Source organism: Paenibacillus ihuae, from assembly GCF_001368795.1.
Classification (GTDB): Bacteria; Bacillota; Bacilli; order Paenibacillales; family Paenibacillaceae; genus Paenibacillus_AQ; species Paenibacillus_AQ ihuae.
This window is the reverse complement of sequence record NZ_LN831204.1, coordinates 149,216-168,078: the sequence shown is the minus strand read 5'-3', so window position 1 is coordinate 168,078 and position 18,863 is coordinate 149,216. Positions and strand designations below refer to the sequence as shown.

Annotated in this window: 19 protein-coding genes; all 19 read left to right on the top strand. The window is 40.7% G+C overall.

The features are described 5' to 3' along the window. Positions 1-127 precede the first annotated feature (127 nt). Positions 128-355 carry a hypothetical protein gene (locus AQR02_RS28595; RefSeq protein WP_054943712.1) on the top strand — a complete coding sequence of 76 codons (228 nt, stop codon included), beginning with the start codon at positions 128-130 and terminating at the stop codon, positions 353-355. Positions 356-520: 165 nt separating this feature from the next. Beyond that, positions 521-1,150 carry a hypothetical protein gene (locus AQR02_RS28590; protein WP_209444337.1) on the top strand — a complete coding sequence of 210 codons (630 nt, stop codon included), beginning with the start codon at positions 521-523 and terminating at the stop codon, positions 1,148-1,150. A 98-nt stretch (positions 1,151-1,248) separates the two neighbouring features. Continuing rightward, a complete protein-coding gene (locus AQR02_RS28585; RefSeq protein WP_054943710.1) occupies positions 1,249-1,734 on the top strand; it encodes a hypothetical protein in 486 nt (161 codons plus the stop codon). Beyond that, positions 1,734-2,579 carry a hypothetical protein gene (locus AQR02_RS28580; protein WP_054943709.1) on the top strand — a complete coding sequence of 282 codons (846 nt, stop codon included), beginning with the start codon at positions 1,734-1,736 and terminating at the stop codon, positions 2,577-2,579. The genes AQR02_RS28585 and AQR02_RS28580 overlap by 1 nt, the downstream gene beginning before the upstream one ends. A 17-nt stretch (positions 2,580-2,596) precedes the next feature. Further along, the gene (locus tag AQR02_RS28575; protein ID WP_054943708.1) at positions 2,597-3,508 is read left to right on the top strand and encodes a replication-relaxation family protein; all 912 of its coding nucleotides are present in this window, start codon (positions 2,597-2,599) and stop codon (positions 3,506-3,508) included. A 190-nt stretch (positions 3,509-3,698) separates the two neighbouring features. Further along, positions 3,699-4,055: a hypothetical protein gene (locus AQR02_RS28570; protein WP_245237783.1), complete on the top strand. Its 357-nt coding sequence runs from the start codon at positions 3,699-3,701 to the stop codon at positions 4,053-4,055. Positions 4,056-4,137: 82 nt separating this feature from the next. Beyond that, positions 4,138-5,718: a hypothetical protein gene (locus AQR02_RS28565; RefSeq protein ID WP_054943706.1), complete on the top strand. Its 1,581-nt coding sequence runs from the start codon at positions 4,138-4,140 to the stop codon at positions 5,716-5,718. A gap of 14 nt (positions 5,719-5,732) precedes the next feature. Further along, the gene (locus AQR02_RS28560; RefSeq protein WP_054943705.1) at positions 5,733-6,458 is read left to right on the top strand and encodes a CpaB family protein; all 726 of its coding nucleotides are present in this window, start codon (positions 5,733-5,735) and stop codon (positions 6,456-6,458) included. 11 nt (positions 6,459-6,469) lie between these two features. Beyond that, positions 6,470-7,537: a CpaE/TadZ family protein gene (locus AQR02_RS28555; protein ID WP_054943704.1), complete on the top strand. Its 1,068-nt coding sequence runs from the start codon at positions 6,470-6,472 to the stop codon at positions 7,535-7,537. Further along, positions 7,534-8,988, top strand: a complete 1,455-nt coding sequence (locus tag AQR02_RS28550) for an ATPase, T2SS/T4P/T4SS family (RefSeq protein WP_054943703.1) — start codon at positions 7,534-7,536, stop codon at positions 8,986-8,988. The genes AQR02_RS28555 and AQR02_RS28550 overlap by 4 nt, the downstream gene beginning before the upstream one ends. A gap of 36 nt (positions 8,989-9,024) precedes the next feature. Beyond that, on the top strand, positions 9,025-10,041 hold the full coding sequence (locus AQR02_RS28545; protein WP_209444336.1) for a hypothetical protein: 1,017 nt from the start codon (positions 9,025-9,027) through the stop codon (positions 10,039-10,041). A gap of 28 nt (positions 10,042-10,069) precedes the next feature. Continuing rightward, on the top strand, positions 10,070-10,939 hold the full coding sequence (locus tag AQR02_RS28540; protein ID WP_054943701.1) for a hypothetical protein: 870 nt from the start codon (positions 10,070-10,072) through the stop codon (positions 10,937-10,939). A gap of 75 nt (positions 10,940-11,014) precedes the next feature. Then, the gene (locus tag AQR02_RS28535; protein ID WP_054943700.1) at positions 11,015-11,290 is read left to right on the top strand and encodes a hypothetical protein; all 276 of its coding nucleotides are present in this window, start codon (positions 11,015-11,017) and stop codon (positions 11,288-11,290) included. Beyond that, on the top strand, positions 11,277-11,438 hold the full coding sequence (locus AQR02_RS32730; RefSeq protein WP_159067874.1) for a hypothetical protein: 162 nt from the start codon (positions 11,277-11,279) through the stop codon (positions 11,436-11,438). Before AQR02_RS28535 ends, AQR02_RS32730 begins: the two co-directional genes overlap by 14 nt. Positions 11,439-11,453: 15 nt before the next feature. Beyond that, positions 11,454-11,834: a hypothetical protein gene (locus AQR02_RS28530; protein WP_054943699.1), complete on the top strand. Its 381-nt coding sequence runs from the start codon at positions 11,454-11,456 to the stop codon at positions 11,832-11,834. A gap of 14 nt (positions 11,835-11,848) precedes the next feature. Further along, complete coding sequence (locus tag AQR02_RS28525; protein ID WP_054943698.1) at positions 11,849-12,343, top strand: hypothetical protein; 495 nt, start codon at positions 11,849-11,851, stop codon at positions 12,341-12,343. A 170-nt stretch (positions 12,344-12,513) separates the two neighbouring features. Further along, entirely contained in the window at positions 12,514-13,164 is a 651-nt protein-coding gene (locus AQR02_RS28520) for a hypothetical protein (protein WP_054943697.1), read from the top strand. After that, a complete protein-coding gene (locus AQR02_RS28515) occupies positions 13,161-15,425 on the top strand; it encodes a hypothetical protein (RefSeq protein WP_054943696.1) in 2,265 nt (754 codons plus the stop codon). The genes AQR02_RS28520 and AQR02_RS28515 overlap by 4 nt, the downstream gene beginning before the upstream one ends. Before the next feature lie 15 nt (positions 15,426-15,440). Continuing rightward, a partial coding sequence (locus tag AQR02_RS28510) for a hypothetical protein (RefSeq protein ID WP_209444335.1) occupies positions 15,441-18,863 on the top strand: 3,423 nt, incomplete at its 3' end.

The window sequence follows — 18,863 nt, the reverse complement described above, 5'->3', positions numbered from 1 at the left end:
TACAATTCGACTGTACTAAAAATAGTACATAAGTAATGGCAACTTGTTTTCATAGTCTGAATTTTATTATACCAATTAGTAAAATTAAGTGTTAAGAACCAGTGACCCAAGGAAGGGAAGATTTATTATGGAAATACAATTAACAAAGGTAGAAGTTACTATTTTGATCGAAGGAAACCAGGGAGATAGAAACTTCTCCGCATATATTCCAGAACTTCGACTGGGAGCAATGGGCCACACGAAAGAAGAAGCTAGAGAAAATGTTATTGACCTTGCAATGGTAGAGAAACACCGCCTACTTAAAACGACAAAGGAAAATGCGCCAGTCATCGAAAAATTAGAGTTGTTGATATAAATGTCCAAAATATAACAGGGAGAAGGATAGCAAATAACCTTCTCCTTTTTTTGTACATATTCGGTATTGAGTGAAATCACGATTTAATTAAACAATAGAATCAATAAAAAATTTTGAGAAAATCGTAAATAAGCATATAATCAAAGTAGGTTACAGAGAGGAGGCTTGAAACAATTGTACCATTTTTTCGACCCATCACTATTGCCCGTGACGACAACGGATCAGGACGGGAACATATTATACGTGCGCACACATGGTCTGCATTATTATGGTTACCCTGACTTAATTGCGGAGCATGGGGGAGAAGAAGAGGAACAGTTGCTTCTCGATATTCTGGATGGAATCTTTAGCCTTACATTTAATTTTAATGTCAATACCACATGGAATTATAACGGAAAACTGATCAAATTAGAATTGGGTAATGATGAACTGGTACATGTGGTCTATACAAAAATAGATGCAGCTCGGATTATCACAATTCTGAATATTGATACTGGTCAACCGGTTAAACATATTTCTAAGGGACTATCGGAACTGTACGATCATCCAGATGCTGAAATCGCAGGCGATATATATTACGGCAAAGAGATTTTGAGGTATCTCATAGAGCAAGTGAAAGGAGGGATGGTGTACGATGATGAAGTGGTGATGAACTATAGAGGGTATGTTTATGGAATTCATGGCACATGTGATCGCATGGGGAAACACATTGTAGAGATTCAATTACTAGAATCACTTGAAAATCAGCCAAAGACTAATAAAAGAAAGCCAAGTCACCTAACACGAATAAAATAATTCTTCTCTTTCCAATACTCGTATAGTAATATACTAATATATTAATTAGATAATTATTCAATATACCGTAGTAAAAGTATTGAAGAAGGGAGTATGCAATGGCAAAAGAGCCATCAAACATAATTGACGAACTGGAATTCGTCCTTACTCACCCGTCGTGTAATGCGAGTGTACTTGAAAAGTTTTATAACAATTGGCTTTTTATGTTAGATACTGTGCCCCTATTCGCAATCGTTGACCACATGAAAAAACATAAGCCAGGATTGTTAAGCGAATGGTCAAAAATAAATAATACGGTACTATCTCTTTTGAATGAGATGGAGCCAGATAGTAAAGTTAATCCCGGATCAGGAGCGCAAATCATTAGCATCCAAATCGATATTTCAGGTCTGCAGCCAACAAGGAATGGAGTTTATCAGGTTTTATGGGAAAGCGAACTTGAAGAACCTATAGTTAATGCACATTTCAAAACGAAATCACTTAGCGTTATTGATAAACATTTTGGAATTTTATATCTTGTGGGATTTAGCCACCTTGATGTAAACCGATATCATCTTTACGTAAAAATAGGGAGGAAAGCATGATGAATGAAGCATTAGTAACCAACCCGATTCAGGAATACAAAACATCGCTGCGTCGTAAACAAATTCACCAAGGCGTTGTCATCGGAGTAGAAAATCACGCACCACTCGGAAAGAATATGCAATGTGCGCTAATTAAATTGAACAACGGTTTGAAAGGATTGATTTTTGAAGATCAATTCGATCAACACAAATACCGGTCTCTTGTTGGATTTATTGACCATACAATCGACTTCATGGTACTGGATGTTACTAAGCTCGGAAAAGATGCTGAGAAGGTAAAAGTGTTTGATGAAGAGAAAGGAATTGTCCTTTTATCTCGTGTCCAGGCTAACGAAGAATTGCAGGAGGAATTTTGGGACACAGCTGACTTGCATCACGTCGTTACGGGTCACGTTTCAGGTTTTGAGGATGAGCGACTTTATGTTCGAGTAAAAGGCGTCATCTGTGTAATGCCTATTCAAGATTACGAATATGATTGGACCATATCCGGCCGTAGTCTAATACCACTAGGAACAGAGATAACAGTTAAGATTACTCACATTGATCGCGAGAAGAAACATGTGCGTATATCGAGAAAGGAATTGCTCGAAGATCCTTGGGATCGTGTACATGAAAAGTATGGTGTTGAAAACTATTATGCTGGTCGTATAACCAGTGTGGTTCAAGACGTGGGGGTATTTGTGAAATTGGAGCCAGGCGTTGAGGCCCTTGCATGGTTTCCAAATAAAATGCCGCGCGATGGTATTCTTGAGGGGAAAACTTGCACGATTCGCATAAAGAATGTTAATGCAAAGGGTCGTAGAATTGCCTCAAGGATCGTCGCGTTCCCTCATGAACTCACCTAAGGGAAGGACGAGATCTATTGGAACATTTTGTATCCCCATTGATAAAAGCACAGATGAATACCGTATTACCGGAAAAGCCACAGTGGGATGATCCCTATGCTTTTATTACAAATCTTAGCCCACTGCCCGCGAATGATTTCTACTATATAGAGGAGAAGATCAAGAAGAATTGGATTACCGAACGAGACATCGAGTTAACCAAGTTTATGTACATTCATCGGTGGGTAGTTCTTGACCAAATAAAACGTCTTTTCTTTCCAGAAGTAGATAGAGACCTATCAGTAAGGAAAAGAATAAATCGTCTCCTAAAACTAGGACTTATAAGACGCATTCAGTGGACAAGTTATTCCGGTGGCACCGATCGAAACAGACCGAGCATATACGAGCTAGGTGACAGTGGTGCTGACATATTGAAGTTTAAATTTGGTATGTTCTTGGGACACAGAGATCCAAGATACGCAAAGCCGGCAACCATGTTATTCCGCTATAAGTACATTATAACCAATGAACTTTACATCAAGCTGCGTGAAGCATTTGATATGGTGTATTTTGAATTTCATCCGACCCTGAAATGGAAAGAAGAACAGGTTATTCCGACAGCGAAATATATTCTCCGAAATCCCAAAGGCCGTGACTTACCGTTTTATCTTCTCTGTCATCGCGAAGATGAAAAATGGGTAAAAACAATTCGCTTTCAAGCTCGGTTTTTCAAAGAGCATATCAAAAACGTTGAGCCGGAAGCAACTCTTGTTGTATTAGTTTCATCCGATGACAAAGCAATACTCGCGAGCAAAATAGCGGAACAGGAAGGTGCGGCACAGTTTACCTGGTATGTCACCGATAAGGATTTACTTTACGATAAAGTACATTTATCAAAAGGCTTTTTCTTCTTCAATAATGGAAAGAAGACATATTATGATTTAGGATGACACGAAGGGGAGGAGTCAAAGTGTGTTATATACCATGAAAATAGAATTACTCACTAATGATCGACAACATGAATTACTAACCCAGGTTATGCTACGATTTAACCAAGCGTGTAATTATATCAGTGAGATAGGGTTTCAGACAAAAACCCATCGAAATAAGATCAAGCTATCCAAAGAATGTTATAACCTCGTGAGAGAGACACACGAGCTGCCATCGCAAATGGTCGTTCGAGCGATAGGCAAGGTTGTCGAGGGGTACAAAGCGGGATCCAAAACCAAACTAACTTTTGGGGAAACAACGTCGGTCGTTTATGATACAAGGCAAATTGCATTCAAATGGATGAATTTTATTTCGATATCGACTATTGGAGGACGAATTGAAATTCCCTTCCAGGTTGCAGGGTATCGGTTAGGAACCTATGATAGACGAGTGACCGGACAAGCAGATTTGATCCTGCAGGACGGAAAATATTACCTGCTGCTTCAGGTGGATCTTCCCGAAATATCGAACATCACAACAATCGATTTTAAGGGAATCAGCACCTAAATACGTGTATGTTAATTAGTATATTAATATACAGATCGAATTAACGATTACCGCCGGTATAGGCAGGAAGGAGGGGCAGTAAATGAAAAGGCTATTTCTATTATCTGAAGACCCGGATTTCAAAGAATGGATCACTGAGGAATTAAGTACCGTTGGACGATTTACTCGTACTTTAGAATCCTTTGATTTCTTTTTTCCGCAATGGGCAGCAGCCACAGAAAATGAGAATGTTGATATTTTAGTTGTGACTGAAACAGTAATCGAATCAGATACAGCCTTCTTAGGGATTTGTCGATCGATCAATCGAGATTCTAATACCTTGGTTATCTTCATCCATTATCGAGATGAAGATGATTTAATCCAAACGCTGAAAGACGAGAAAAACATTTGTATTTCATGGAGAGATTTAGAAGAGGGGTTAATTGAAAAGCGGATAGCCCAACACGATACGATACAGCAGCTCTACGCTCGTAACACTGACGGAGTAAAACAAAATGAAGAAACAGAAATCGGAAATCCAAGTGTTCAGGTAACTGAGACCTCTCACCAGGCTACTCAGCAGCCTAAATTGGAACCGGAGCTCCCAACGGCAGAAAATCAATTTATTGAATGTGAAAAAAACGTCTCGAATTCAAAGACACTTGATGAACCGGATAAGGATCTTAACGACGAGCATAGAAGCAAACAGGTTAATGCTGATCCTATTAATTATCCTTATTCCGACTCCAATCAAGAGAGGCTCGATCAACAGGATGAAGTTCCTCATTCGAATCAGAAGGCAGACATAGAGAGCAGTTTAGAAAATGCCTCGGAAGGCGAGATCAATGACTCGACGAATTTAGATCACCTTCCGAATAGAAAATCCCCAAGAAAAATGGGCGTACCTCTCCCGAAAATTCCCGGATTCGGTTCACAGGGAAAGCAGGTCGTTTATAAAGATCGGATTCTATTGCAAGATCGAATAATCGGAAATGTAGTAATAGCTGTTGCAGGAACAGATCGTAGATCTGGAACAACTTATAATGCCATTCAAATTGCAAGCTACATAGCTTCCGAAAATCATGAAGTCGCATGTGTTGAATTATTAAATCAGTCCATAAATCCTTCAGTATTTAAATATTGGAACTCTACGAATAAAGAAGCAAAGAAATTAGATAGAGGATTTCATGTTTCTGGTGTGGATTTTTTTCCGAATTCTGATTTTGAAAACTATATAAGAATTTTAAATGCAGGATACAAATATGTAGTAGTTGACTTGGGACAAATAGTGGTGCATGGGGATAAACAATCAATAGAGGGGACATATTTCAAGGAGTTTTTAAGAGCAAATTTAACCCTTATCAGTTCGGGATCAGCACTATGGGATACCCAATCCTTAATTCAATTTTTAGATCGTCTATTCGTGAACTCCTGGACTAAGACATGCAATATTATGGTCAATCTTGCTGACACAAAGGGATTCGAAGAATTAACCGGAATTTTCACAAAAAAAGAAAGAAAAGAGCTGCAGTTGAATTTTATGATGAATTCATTCAACTCTAATCCATTTGAAAATAACAGAGATATATCTGATGTTCTTTCAAATTTATTGAACCCTGTTTTACCAATGAAAGAAAAAAAACGCAAATTTACTTTCTTCAAAAAGAGACATGTAAATGATTAAGGAGGCTTGCGATCTTGTTAAAGTTTTCGGTAAAGAAAAATTACATTTTTGCTTTATTAATCTTGTTGGTTGGTTTCGGTGGTCTACTTGGATATGACCTATATGTTAAACCTTATGTTCTTGCTCAAAAGGTCGTGAAGGTAAAAGCACCTGCGAATAGCTATTTACCTAAAAATTATGTTCTGACATCTAAGGACGTATATCTGGACTCTGTTCAATCGAAGGATGTTCCAGCTAACGCAATTCGTGATCTGACTGAGATCGAATCAAAAATTCTTAATGTAAGTGTTAGTGATGGAGTTATTCTTACTGAAACCTTAGTTGATGTAAATGACTTAGAGCCCAAAGAAGGAGAGGGTATCTTCCCAATTCGTAAAGAAGATATCTACGCAATAAACGGGTCACTCCGAGCTAGAGATAAGGTTGATCTTTACTTGGTTTATCCTGAAGAACAACGCAAAAAGCAGCAGGCTCAGTCAGTGGTGACCGGAGTAGAACAAGATCAAGTAGAAAACGAAGCAGTTGAGAAGAAATCATTCTTAAGTGATATATCAGTCAATTATGTAAGAACTGATGATAATAACGATGTTCGTGACACTGAAGATGGTAAAACCACGAATCGAGTGACTTCTACTGGAAAGGTTTCGACGCCGGAACTACTTCTAAGTGTGGAGCAAGGCTTAGAGCTTAAGGGGTACCTTGAACTTGGCTACAAGCTGTGGATAGTACGTATTAATTAGGAGGATCATACATGAAAATTTTTACGTATGGATTAGATAACATAAACATCCAGCACCTGAAGGATGCCGGTTATGAGGTCGTTACTCAAAGCATTCTTCCGGATAATTCTCAAGTAGGCGACAGCCTATTTGTATTTACGGCAGAGCGTGTTTCACCAAACCAATTATCGGAGATTAGAAAAACTTATCCGGAAGCGTCTTTACTCTACTGGTTCCAATCCAAAAAATTAAGACAATTAGAATCTGTCTATCTGATTTGCGAAAGTCACGGGATTTTCTTTTTACCTCCCCGGACGACGACTGATGGATTCATCGAAAAAGTGAAGTATGTACTTGAAGAAGATGTGGTACGTCTTAGTCGTATCATTGGTTTTTTCGGGTCTGGACCTGGAATAGGATGCACGAGTATAGCAAAGACAATTGCAAAAAGAATGGCCTCCACGAATAAAAAAGTCATCCTATTAGGATTGGACCTTTATGATCCAGGATACCTGGATTCTGCAAGTATAAGCTTGGATCGGCTGCGGTCGCGTATAACTGGCAGAATGTTATATGAAAAGGATTTTGACGGATTCATAAAGCAGGATGGTTACAGCTATTTGCCGGGAAACTTCGATTTTCTATCCGCTCAGGATTATACCGAGGATGAGATCGAGTACTTGCTGGAAGAATGCCAAAAACATGCTGATGTGGTCCTTTGCGATTTCGGTAGCATTCCTGAAAGTGCTGCATGGTACATAGGGATGCAGCGATCAGCAATTCGTCTTTTAGTCACCCATCCAAAACACGCTCATCGTCTACTGGATGTTATGGAATTGGCTAAGCACATGGATCTTCAAGCTTATGATTTTCAATTGATCATAAACCGTAATAATATCTCTGATGCTGTAACTAGTCGAAATCTCGCCGTCCAAACGGGCAGCGAAGTGATTTTAGAAATACCTCACTATGAGGGGTTACCTGATTCGCTGCCATTAGGAAAGAAAGAATTACAGGCAGTTGATGAAATAGTCCAGGCGCTTTTGGTTTCCGTTGGATTAAACGAACAGATTAGGAAGAAAGGCGGTCTGTTCTCATGAATAGAGTTGTAAGCGATGAGAGTGAAAGAAAGTTTCGGCTTAAGGAACGGATATTTCAGAAGAACACTAGTGGAAACGAAGACTTTCAAAACTACTTGGTGAATATGAAAACTTCCTTGAGCAATGAAATAAACAGAGAAAGTTCTCGTCATGGGTATGATGATCTTCAAGCGTTAATCGGTTACTCAGGTGCCATCGATTATTTTATGAACGAGATCGAAAAACACATCAGAAAACAACCCTTTAACGGTCAATTACCTGCAGCGTATACGGAAGTACGCGAAGCGCTTTTTCAGGAGTGGAAAGGGTTTGGTCCCGCCTATCACTGGCTTACAAATAAAAAATATGCTGACTCCACGGGGATGCAGATTATTGGTAAGCAGATATTTTTCAATGATAAAGGACGATTTGTTCAGTACCCGTATGAAATGTCATCCGACAACCGCGTTGAACAATTACGACGACAGCTTATGACCTCGGATCCAAGTTTGAAATTGAACAGGGACAATCCATCGGCTGAATTAAAAATGGACGACCCCCTATGGCCCGGAAGATATATTCGTCTTGCGCTGTGGGTTCCTCCGAGAGTGTGGGATGGTTTTACAACGATATCTATGCGGCGCCAAGTTGTCGAATATTTAAGTTTGGATGATCAAGCCGGCACAGGAGCAATCCCTTCAGAAGCGATATCAATGATTCGTGCTTTAAGTCAAACATATCGAAATACGATTATCGCTGGACCCGTTGGATCGGGTAAAACCACATTCGCCAATACTATTGTAGGCGAACAACTGAATAATGCTACATCATGCATGGGCGTGGTCATGATCGAAAAACACCCGGAATCCATTTTACCTTACCAAATTAAGGGGCATCGGATTATTCCGATAAAGGCTGCCAATGAGGAGTTAATGGAAGTTGGAGTTGAGTCATTGCGTCATGACCCGAACATACTTTATATGACGGAAATGAGATATAACGAATGGGAGTTTTACTTGTGGAGCGGTGAGAAGGGGTATGACGGCATGACCGGAACCTTTCACACCATTGATGCGGAGGATATTCCTTATCAAGGGGCATTTGCAGTATCCACAAGATTAGGCGGCAGTCTAAAAGGACATTTGATGTCTGCACTAAAATCTTGTGAATTGGTCTTCATTCTCAAATCTGACGGCGATGGAAGTCAAAAGCGTCTCACTCGAATCTCTGAAGTGTACTACGACGAAGCTGACAACACTGTCTATGCACATGACATCATGCGGTATGAGAAGGGGAGCTGGTCTTATCACAACAAGTTATCGAATGGAATATTAGAGCGAATGGAAAGAAAAGATGCTGCAGCAACGAAAACTTTTTTAAATGAATTGGATATTCTATCTTTACTAAAACCGATGGTAAATCCAATCAAAGAAAGTATTAAATCTCGTATGGTGCTAAGGGAAGGGTCCTAACACATGGTAACATTTCTTGTTCGGATACTGTTCCATATGCTTATTGTGTATGGTATGTGGTTGATGATCACTCCTATACTTGATAATTATTATCTGTCTGTAAGTAAAAGGATTGATTATCGAAGAACTGCAAAATCAAGGCTGGTCGGAAAAAAACGGGAGAAAATAAGAGGAAAGCAATCATTTTTACTGAATCGTCACCTGGACAATATGTTGTATTTAACGAAGAACAATTATCAATCGGGAGCAAGTGTGAGACGGTTTTATCTGAGTACCTGCTTTGTGTTCATTTCGGTATTACTAATTGTACTTATGACTATACGCGAACTTCCAGTTCAATTATCTGCCGGAGATTCACTATTGCTAGAAGATACAGCCGTAGGTATTCTTCCTATCCAATCGATGTGGCGCTTTTCGTTACTCTTATCCTTTATAGCAGGTCTACTCCCTTACTTACGATTAAGGTATTCTTTTTCGCAACGCCGAAATAAGGGGAGCTATGATCTATTAGAAGTGATAAAGATTTACGCCAAATTTGGTTATCTCAATGTAAGTGCTGCCTTAACCAAGACTGCGGACTTCGTAAGCAATGATAACGTTTTGAAGAGACCTTTATTATTAATGGCTGAAGTTTTTGCGGGGTATGCAGATGTGGAGGAACTAAATCAAGGTGCCATGCGCTTTTCCTCTACCATTAATACAACATTCGGTAATATATTTGTCTCTAACCTAATCTATGCTGAGCGTGAGAGTAACCGCCAACTTCCTTCTGCGCTTCTGGAATTAACTCAGATGATGGAGCAGCAGAGAGGAACAATTCTAGAGGTGAAGTCCAATAACCGGGACGCAATTCAACTAGGCTTATTCGGAAATATATTAGTTCTCGTGTTATCGGTAGGTACTTTTATTTATCTTTTAACACCGAAGATCTATTTAAAATTACAATTTCAAACGACGACGGGGTTGACCTTCTTTGCCATCATTGTCAGTAGTTTGTTTATATCTTTTCTAATCTCAACGATCCTGGCAAAGCCGAAGTTGGATTATCATTAAGGTCAATTATTAGAAAAGGGAGGTTACCATGGAGAAGGTGTTTATAATTCTCTCTGTTGTTGGAATTGCATACTTATCATTTGTCGTTTTTCTAACTAGCGGAAAGAGAGATGTCAATGAACGGTTCCGCAAACAATTAACGCTTCAAAGTGTCCGTCAACGTCTGCAGTCGGAAAAGCTTCAGAACCTTCTTGCTGATGCCGGGGTACCGACTACTTCGGGTAATGTGAATTTGTTTCGTTTTGGAGCAACCATTCTTTATTTGGCAGTCCAACTCACGATTGATTTTATTCGAGGCAATCCATTAAATCCAATGGACTTTCTGATTGCAGCGGGCATTCTACTGGCTGCCAGCAGTGCAAGGTATGCGCCATTAGGGGCTATATTAAGGCGTATATATAAGACCAATATCATGAAAAAGGATGGAGAATTAATTTCATTCCTCAGACTATATGAGAACAATCGTATGAAAAAAAGAGGACATACGGAATTTGGTGCTTACTGCGTGGAGGTTGCCATTCACTTTCAATACATTCGTCAGGATTTGTATCAACTCGCTGAACTCGCCGTCGAAGAAGGGACTGAAAAGGCAATAGATTGGTTCTGCGGCCAGTTCCCCAAGGAACATCAATTCATTGCAGATTTCCGGAGTATATTACTCTCAACTGAAAGCATGGAAGAAGACGAGGACGTTTTGGCGTACCTAAATATGCAGAGCAAGATAATTGCCAAAATTTCAGCAGATAACTATGAACGGAAATGGTCCAGTATCGGTAGTATCTCCACTTTCGTGACCCTGGTACCTTCAGTAACGACATTCATCATGATTGTAAGCTTATCACTCATGTATGTAATGCTGATTAAAAGCCAGTTTAACGGAGTGAGTTTATATCAATAAATTAGTTTTGTAGGATCCATCCATATATTAAAAGGAGAGGGTGAGATACAAGTGTACGAAAGAGGTGGTTAGGATGTGAAGGTGGAAAAAACGAAAAGTACAAAAGAAGAACTTGAAAATAAAAATCAAAATCAACCAATAGAGGAGAATATACTCATGAATCAAACTGTATCTAAAGCATTCTGGTTAGTCGTTACGTTACTTTGCATTATTATTGCTATTGCCGTACTTGTCCCTTATGTGAGAACTACCGTGACGAACTCAACTTCTAACCCACCTGTAATTCCTACAAGCTATATTATCCAGCAGCATGAGCCGGCTATTGGCCAGCTTATAAATGAAGTGGCTTAAAAAAACAATGAATAAAACAGTTACTAATGCGATTTATTTGGCCATAGGTCTGCTGATCGCTGGCATATTTATAACCGCGGCCACGAACTGGATTGGGACCGGACAAGATAACATCATCACCGAAGTGAAAAAAGTAGAAAGCTATTAAAGGAGATAAGTAGAAATGAAGGAAACCATCCTCCGGGCGTTGTTCTTGTGGTTTGCGTTGTTCATTATATTGCAGCCTATATTTTCTTACATAGATTATTTAATGGATCTGCAAGTAAAAGCGAACACATCATACCTGGCTCAAAAGGCGGCTACCGAGGGGATGGTGACTTCAACTCTCCGAAGTGAAGTCACCAGGAACCTTGAACGTTTGGGTTTTGCAGCTACAGACATTGAAATCACAAGTTCGACCACAACTATTCAGGATCGTCAGACTCGTCTCGATGTATATATTCGAGCACCAAGAATCAATATGTTTCCGTATACCTTTGGTCAAGTCGCGCAGCCAACACAATATTACGGTCATGGATCGATCATGAGTGAATATCTGGACTGAAGGAGATCTATACTATGGATTTTTTGATTAAGTTAGTATTTGTATTGCTTATCTTTACATCTACTATGTTCTTTCAGGTTCAGAACCAAGAGTGGGATATTACCCGCTCCCTTTTGAAAGATGCAAATAATATGGCGGTACATGATGCGTCTCAGGAGCTAGATATGATTGCTTTGGGACAAGGGAACATTATAATAGATCCAAATTGGGCATTGGAAACGTTTAAGGATACACTGGAAGGAAATCTGGGGTTAGATGCAAATTTGACTCCCCTTGCCGGAAGTCGATTGAATGCTAGTGTGAAAATTGTTGATTTTCGAATACTAGACGATTCGAACACGGTGTTTCCGATATTATATGAAGATGCACAATATGGAATCACTAAATATCTCTCCGGTCCAGCTGTTGTTGCTGTTATAGAGACTAAACATCCAGTGCTAATTGCCCGATCTAGAGTTCCACAAGCTATCCGTGTGCCGGCTATTTATGAATATAAGGAAAATAAATAATGTTATTGCGAAAGAAAATAAGAGGAAAATATTAGGTTGGATTTGAGCGCCATGATATACTATATATATAGTAACTAATATATATATGAGTATCGGTGCTCGTTATTTTATACATAGATTACGAGCCTAATATTAACTACTAAGTAATTTTATCAAAGGAGAGATATTAAATGAAAAAGACTATTATTAAAGTAGGTTTGGCTGCTGCAATGCTTTCTGGTGCAGCTTTAGGACAAGTGGGATCTGCAGGTGCAGCGGCTACTGCAACGCCTAAGCCGGCAGCAACAGTTAAGCCTTCGGCAGCTCCTGTCATGACCGACAACTTTATTAATTATGGTATGACAAAAACTCAAAACTTACCTGCTACAATCACTGCAGATGGTCTGTCTTATACTCTGCATAAGGTAATGATCTATGATGTTAACTCGAAAGATGCCCGAAATATTTGGAAAACATATAAGTTCTTACCGCTTAATTTGTATCCAAAAGCAAAGTATTTGGTATGGACTAAAATTACTATAACTAATAAAACCGCCCGGACAATTCGTAGAGATATGCAAGATCTTAGTCGGAAATGGACAGTGGCGGTCGATCATGCCCTAAATAATGGTGACACAACTCTCCTATCTCCAGGTGACCCAAAACATCCAGTTAATAGCAAAGATCTCCTTGGTTATTTTGTATTGAAGCCGAATCAATCTCTTACTACTTACGAGGCCTATTACGTTAAAGTTGAGCCAAGGTATTTCTTTGTAACGCTTGCAAATCAAAATAATTTGAAGACTCTCTATCTTGTAGATCCGGACGGTGTAGGGAAATGAGAAGTTTAGCATCACTCCTTGTCACTGGACTTCTTATTGCATCTAGTCTGTTTTCACAAACTGCGTTAGCTGCTGGATCAGGAAATCAATCAGGAACAGTTTCGGTTCCTATTTCTTCAGGACTTGTTGGAGATGATAACAGCGCAAAAGCATTTACACTTGACTTACCGTCGGGTGTAAATGCTTCCTCCATAAACCTAAGCACTCTAAAGTATAGCGGCACGAATGCTGTGAATTCATTACAGATCAGTAATGGTAAGATTAAACTTAGTTTGAAAGGTGTTGAAGCAAGCAAAACGGTTCAAGTAAAAGGTCTGTATAATGGACAATACAAATTTGAATCTTCAATCGGCAATAGCATTTGGCGGTATGCTGATGGTCGCACTTGGCAGATAAACGATTACAGCCCAAGTACGGATACGATGACTAAAAAGGATCTACCAGCACCAGACTCCGCCTATCCTTCAGAAAGGGTCCCAAAAGTTACAGTAAATGCGGCCGGAAATCAATCAACCGTTGGCCGTTTCTGGAAAACGTTGAGTATGGAACCAGTTGACGAAAAGTACGTTGATCAAAATTCTATCGAAGTTACAATAACGGATACAGCCGCATGGGTGGAGAATGCTTACCCAAAAGGGAAGAAATTAGTAATAGCTTATCAAATTCCTATTGCGACTGATGATAAAACTGGATGGAAAGATGTAACAGAAACTGCAAGTCCTCCTGTTGTTTATCCAGCAATGGGAAGGTTTTATGAGGCTGGTGTTAAGTATTACTATACTGCGTCTGCCAATTTACCCACCTATTCCTATGGGGGTACTGTAACCTTTGACTATACATTACCAACTGAACCAACTTTAACCGGTGAAGTGCAACTACTTAAGCCAAATCCAAACCCGACTCGGGCGACCGGCAGTGATATTCCGGTCACTCTTTCCTTGAAGGGGCTCCTAAGCGCCTACACGGATACCTCAAACATCCAGGAGTGGGTATTCTACGCTAAGGAAACTGGGAATGATAGCAGCCTGTTGACGAAGAAGGATTATAGCAAGGTTTTAACCAGTACACAGACCTTTGATTTCAAGATTCCGAAGGCAAAGACAGCGGCCAGTAGCTTTAAACAGGATTATACATTGTCAGTTGTCGTTCGCTTCACCAAGCCAATTGTGACAGCAGATGGGACAATAAGTAGCTTAACGCAGTCTTTCACATCCAGTGCTGGTACATATAATGGTAGTTCAACACCGCCTCCAACTGCTACACCTACTCCAACGCCATCAAATGTTAAACCACCACAAGCAAGAATATCAATGCCAGACCAAGTTGTAGCCGGTGAAAGGTTTATCGTATCAGGAGCAGACTCCTTCGATCCGGATGGAACGATCGTTAAATATACCTGGCAGCATCCTAATGTACAAGATGCTTTATACGGCAAATCGAGTGATACCCGTTACGACCTGGATTCCATTGATACCACTCAGACTATCACGCTCACTGTGGTTGATAATTCTGGACTCACAGCAACGACATCCCGAGATATTAAGGTGGTAGCACCAGCGCCGGCTGCCAAGTTACAGGTTCTTGGGACGTTAAAAGAAAATCGAAAAATAACACTGCACAATGCCAGTAAGAATGTTGCAGACGATTTTCCGATGATTCCAGGTAAAACAAAGTTTACGGTTTCTGCAGTTTCCGGAGGGACAAATGCAGATATAAAGTACAGTGGAAGCTTATCTGGGACAGACAATGCAGACATTTTGATTAAAGTCGCAGGACAGTATAAAGCCACCCTGTATGTGGAAAATACTGCGGGCTATTCGGCAACGAAAGCGATCAACTTTACCGTCCAGCCGGACCAAGCCCCTGTACCCTATATCTCCATGCCAAATACTGTGTACCGGGATCCATCGAATGGGAACAAGGCAAGTGTAACTCTAGATGACCTATCCATATCTCCTGACTATGATTATTTAGCAAAGCGAGTGTGGGAGTATAGATATGATTCAGACAACGATGGAAACTATGCTGAAGAAGCATGGGTGCTCATGAATAACGGAAATCAGGATCGAATTAATTTCTATCCAACCGAGGTGGGACGTTACGAAATTCGTCTAACAACGAAAGAAGAGTTTGGCCAACCGACAATAGATGAATTTGTCACAGTAAATGATCGTAAATCTGCGGATACAGCGACCCAGAATGTGACTGAACGAATCGTTACAGTTCTGAATCGTCCTCCATTATCGGATTGGTCATGGTAAAAGAGGGAGGATCACATGAAATTCATCCTTTTCGCTTCCAAGGCTTCTAAAAAGAGCCTGATTATTAAGCACACTAAAATTACCTTATGTTTTGTGTTATTATTCAGCCTTATATCTGCTTTAAAGCAAGATGAAGCTTCTGCATTAGATACAACTTATGTAAATTATATGGACGTGGAAATTCCTGCTTTCAGTGGAACTATCACAATGCCAGATGATTGGCGGGCACCTGTCTTTAATTCGTGGACAGCGCGAACTGATGATCCGTATTGGGCTTACTATGTAAAATCAAAAGTAACAGCCTATAGAAGCAGCTTCAAGGTTACCAACATAAAATGGAACCGTGTGACAAGAGTATTAACCTATGACTTGTCAGATATTAACTATTGGATGACGGTTGACAGAGGGCCAGGACAGGATCCGTATTTGTGGAATCAAAAGGGTATTTCTTCTTCGCCATACGTGGATGTTCAAGGTTGGATTCAGGGTGATTTTCAAGAGTCGACCGAGAATGGCGGGAATACTAATTTAGTGAGAGAGATGTTTGCGCCTTATTACTATACAAAGGAGTATACCGGGTCAGCGCCAGGACTTATTTATAAGACTGATTTTGCTAAAGGTGAAGATTATTATCATCCTGCTCCAGTACAAGATCATCTAAATCTTTCCATAGCAGCGGCTAGTTATAGTTTGGATTATTCACAACCCGCACTTGCTGGTTGGGGCCGCTTATTGGTCAGTGATCCGAAAATGATCCGCCATGTCTTTCTTTTTACTGATAATTTATATAATGGACGTTATAGTGAATGGCCATTGATTGACTTTGCAGATGCTAAACTGGAGGTGAACTCCCCTCCAACCTTAAATCTGACCACACAAAACGGAGCTACGATTCTTAACGAAAGCGGGCAGAACATATTTAATGTTACCGGCTACGCGCAAGATCCGGATAATGAGGCGTTAGATGTAATCGTTGAAATCCCTAATGTGTATTACCGGAAAATAAAAGTGTATAACTCCTATACTTCGCAGCAGTTTACCATTCCCATAGATGCAATCAACGACTCCTTACAGCCAGGGAGTTATACGGGGACCGTTACGGTTGTAGATAGGCGTAACTATAAAGCGAGCGGTCAGTTTAACTTCAACGTTAAAAACAAGCTGAAGAACAAAAACTATTATCTGATTAATTCGCCATTTGAAATAAGCAGCACTTATTCAGACTATGAATCCGATCCGCAGTACAGTATCCGATTCCGCTACGATCAAGATTCTAGCTTTTTTGATAATCCGATGGGCACGATTTATGATTCAGGACTATGGAGAGGAACGATGTATACCTCATTTCCGTACTCCGGATTATATAATGCAATTGTTCAAGTTCGGGATAATCCGAAAAATGACCGTTTTGATGAATTCCGGCTGTGGAGCGGCAACAATCAATCCAGCCTTATTTTTTTGATTCACCGGAAACCAACCGCACTCTTCTCGGCAAGGCTGATCGGGAACACCATTCAAGTGACAGACAACTCCTTTGACATTGACCACACCACTTCATCCAATAAGGGACTAATTGAACATCAATGGCAATGGCGAAAGGTTGGGGATGAAGTCTGGACCGATGGGCAGCTGAGTTCCCGGCCGACAAATGACGCATACGAAATACGTCTGCGGGTAAGAGACATAGATGGAGCGCAAGGGAAAGGGGTTTATAGCGACTGGGCTTCACAAGTAGTGGGTACAGGCTCAAACCTGCCTCCGGTTGCCAACTTTATTATTGACCCTATTAATGTAAGCTATCGTAAAAGCACAACATTAACAGATAAATCGTATGATCCGGATAACGATTACCTGGATACCTATGAGTGGGTCATCCGCAAAAATGGAGGGCAGGTTTACTACTATTACGGTTCCTATGTTATCCCTCCCAGCTTAACCAATTACGGCATTGGCAGTTATGAGGTGATTTTGCGGGTTAGAGATAACCGTGGAGCCTGGTCCAATTATTATTCTCAGTGGGCTACGGTCATCAATAACAAGCCAATTGCACAATTTACAATGCCAACTCAAGTATATCGTGATGATGTCGTGACGATGGAAAATACAACACCAGATCCGGATGCGGACGGTGATGCACTTTCCTACACCTGGTATGGCCGTAAGGGCACCAGCAGTTATATCTATAGCGGCAGCAACCGTAACCAAAATGTAGCCATCCGGAATCTGATTAGCGGGCTCGGAATCACGGACAAAGCGGCGATTTCACAGGACTGGGAAATGCGGCTGAATGTATCGGACGGAAGCCAGGAAGCCTATGCAACGCGGGTGTTTGGAATTTTGAATCACGTTCCTACAACTGATATTTCGGGGCCGGCCGCGGCTACTCAATACACTACCCAAACGTATACATCCGGAGCAACGGATCTGGACAGCGCGGATACTAGCAGTTTGCAGTATTACTGGCGCGTGATCGACAGTGAGGGACAGGCTACGCTATTGCACAATAATAAATCAGTCAACGTGACATTCTTCCATACCGGAGTTTACACCATTGAGCACTGGGCCATAGATCAGATAGGCGCAAAATCAAATATTGCCAGTCTGAAGGTGACGGTAAACGAGAACTTTGCGCCGACTATGACCTTGACCGCCCCGACCGGTACAGCGGCAAGTCCGACAATCATCGATGCAAGCATAGCCGGTGATCCACTAATTAAGTGGACATATGTAGATCCGGAGAATGATCCTCAAGAGCAGTACAGACTCGAATTTTATACTAAAGAAAACATTCTTGCTAAAACGATTGAGAATTCAGATAGTACCGGAGCGGTAAGACAATATCAAATGCCCAATGGCACCTTTGAAAGATTTAAACTGTTTACAATCTTAGGAAGAGCGTATTCGATGAACTCTTGGTCGGAGATATCAAATGAGAAAGCCTTCATTATCGACAATCCGCCGGTTCCAGGTTTTACACTCATGACAGACACTGGCCGTAACGCTGCCCAGGTTCCAATCTACCGTACCGATAAACTGACCATCATGGGAACAGCTACGGACGCAGACACGCCCAATGGAGATACCATTAGCTATAAGTACTACCTGAAGGCGAGCGGGGGCGCAGAAGGGTTGACGAGTGTGCAGAGCGAGTTTACCAAGCAGTTCAGTTCAAACGGTACCTTTACTTATAAACAAGTTGTCACAGACTCTCTGGGATTGTATCGTGAGCTATCGCAAAACATTACGGTGATAAATAGGATTCCGGCAGTAAACATCATCTATCCCACAAGCAGCAGTTCTAGTAGTCCTACGGTGGTTAGTACGCTAACCCCGGTCATTAAGTGGGATTACCAGGATGAAGACGGAGACCCGCAGCAACGCTATAAAGTGCGTATCATTAACTTGGCCAACGGAGCAATCAAAGTGCAGTCCGGAGAA

Excerpts from the sequence above, each read along its gene's own strand:
- AQR02_RS28595 (WP_054943712.1), top strand. The coding sequence starts at position 128 with ATGGAAATACAATTAACAAAGGTAGAAGTTACTATTTTGATCGAAGGA.
- AQR02_RS28585 (WP_054943710.1), top strand. The coding sequence starts at position 1,249 with ATGGCAAAAGAGCCATCAAACATAATTGACGAACTGGAATTCGTCCTT.
- AQR02_RS28580 (WP_054943709.1), top strand. The coding sequence starts at position 1,734 with ATGAATGAAGCATTAGTAACCAACCCGATTCAGGAATACAAAACATCG.
- AQR02_RS28565 (WP_054943706.1), top strand. The coding sequence starts at position 4,138 with ATGAAAAGGCTATTTCTATTATCTGAAGACCCGGATTTCAAAGAATGG.
- AQR02_RS28555 (WP_054943704.1), top strand. The coding sequence starts at position 6,470 with ATGAAAATTTTTACGTATGGATTAGATAACATAAACATCCAGCACCTG.
- AQR02_RS28550 (WP_054943703.1), top strand. The coding sequence starts at position 7,534 with ATGAATAGAGTTGTAAGCGATGAGAGTGAAAGAAAGTTTCGGCTTAAG.
- AQR02_RS28545 (WP_209444336.1), top strand. The coding sequence starts at position 9,025 with ATGCTTATTGTGTATGGTATGTGGTTGATGATCACTCCTATACTTGAT.
- AQR02_RS28540 (WP_054943701.1), top strand. The coding sequence starts at position 10,070 with ATGGAGAAGGTGTTTATAATTCTCTCTGTTGTTGGAATTGCATACTTA.
- AQR02_RS32730 (WP_159067874.1), top strand. The coding sequence starts at position 11,277 with ATGAAGTGGCTTAAAAAAACAATGAATAAAACAGTTACTAATGCGATT.
- AQR02_RS28530 (WP_054943699.1), top strand. The coding sequence starts at position 11,454 with ATGAAGGAAACCATCCTCCGGGCGTTGTTCTTGTGGTTTGCGTTGTTC.
- AQR02_RS28525 (WP_054943698.1), top strand. The coding sequence starts at position 11,849 with ATGGATTTTTTGATTAAGTTAGTATTTGTATTGCTTATCTTTACATCT.
- AQR02_RS28520 (WP_054943697.1), top strand. The coding sequence starts at position 12,514 with ATGAAAAAGACTATTATTAAAGTAGGTTTGGCTGCTGCAATGCTTTCT.
- AQR02_RS28515 (WP_054943696.1), top strand. The coding sequence starts at position 13,161 with ATGAGAAGTTTAGCATCACTCCTTGTCACTGGACTTCTTATTGCATCT.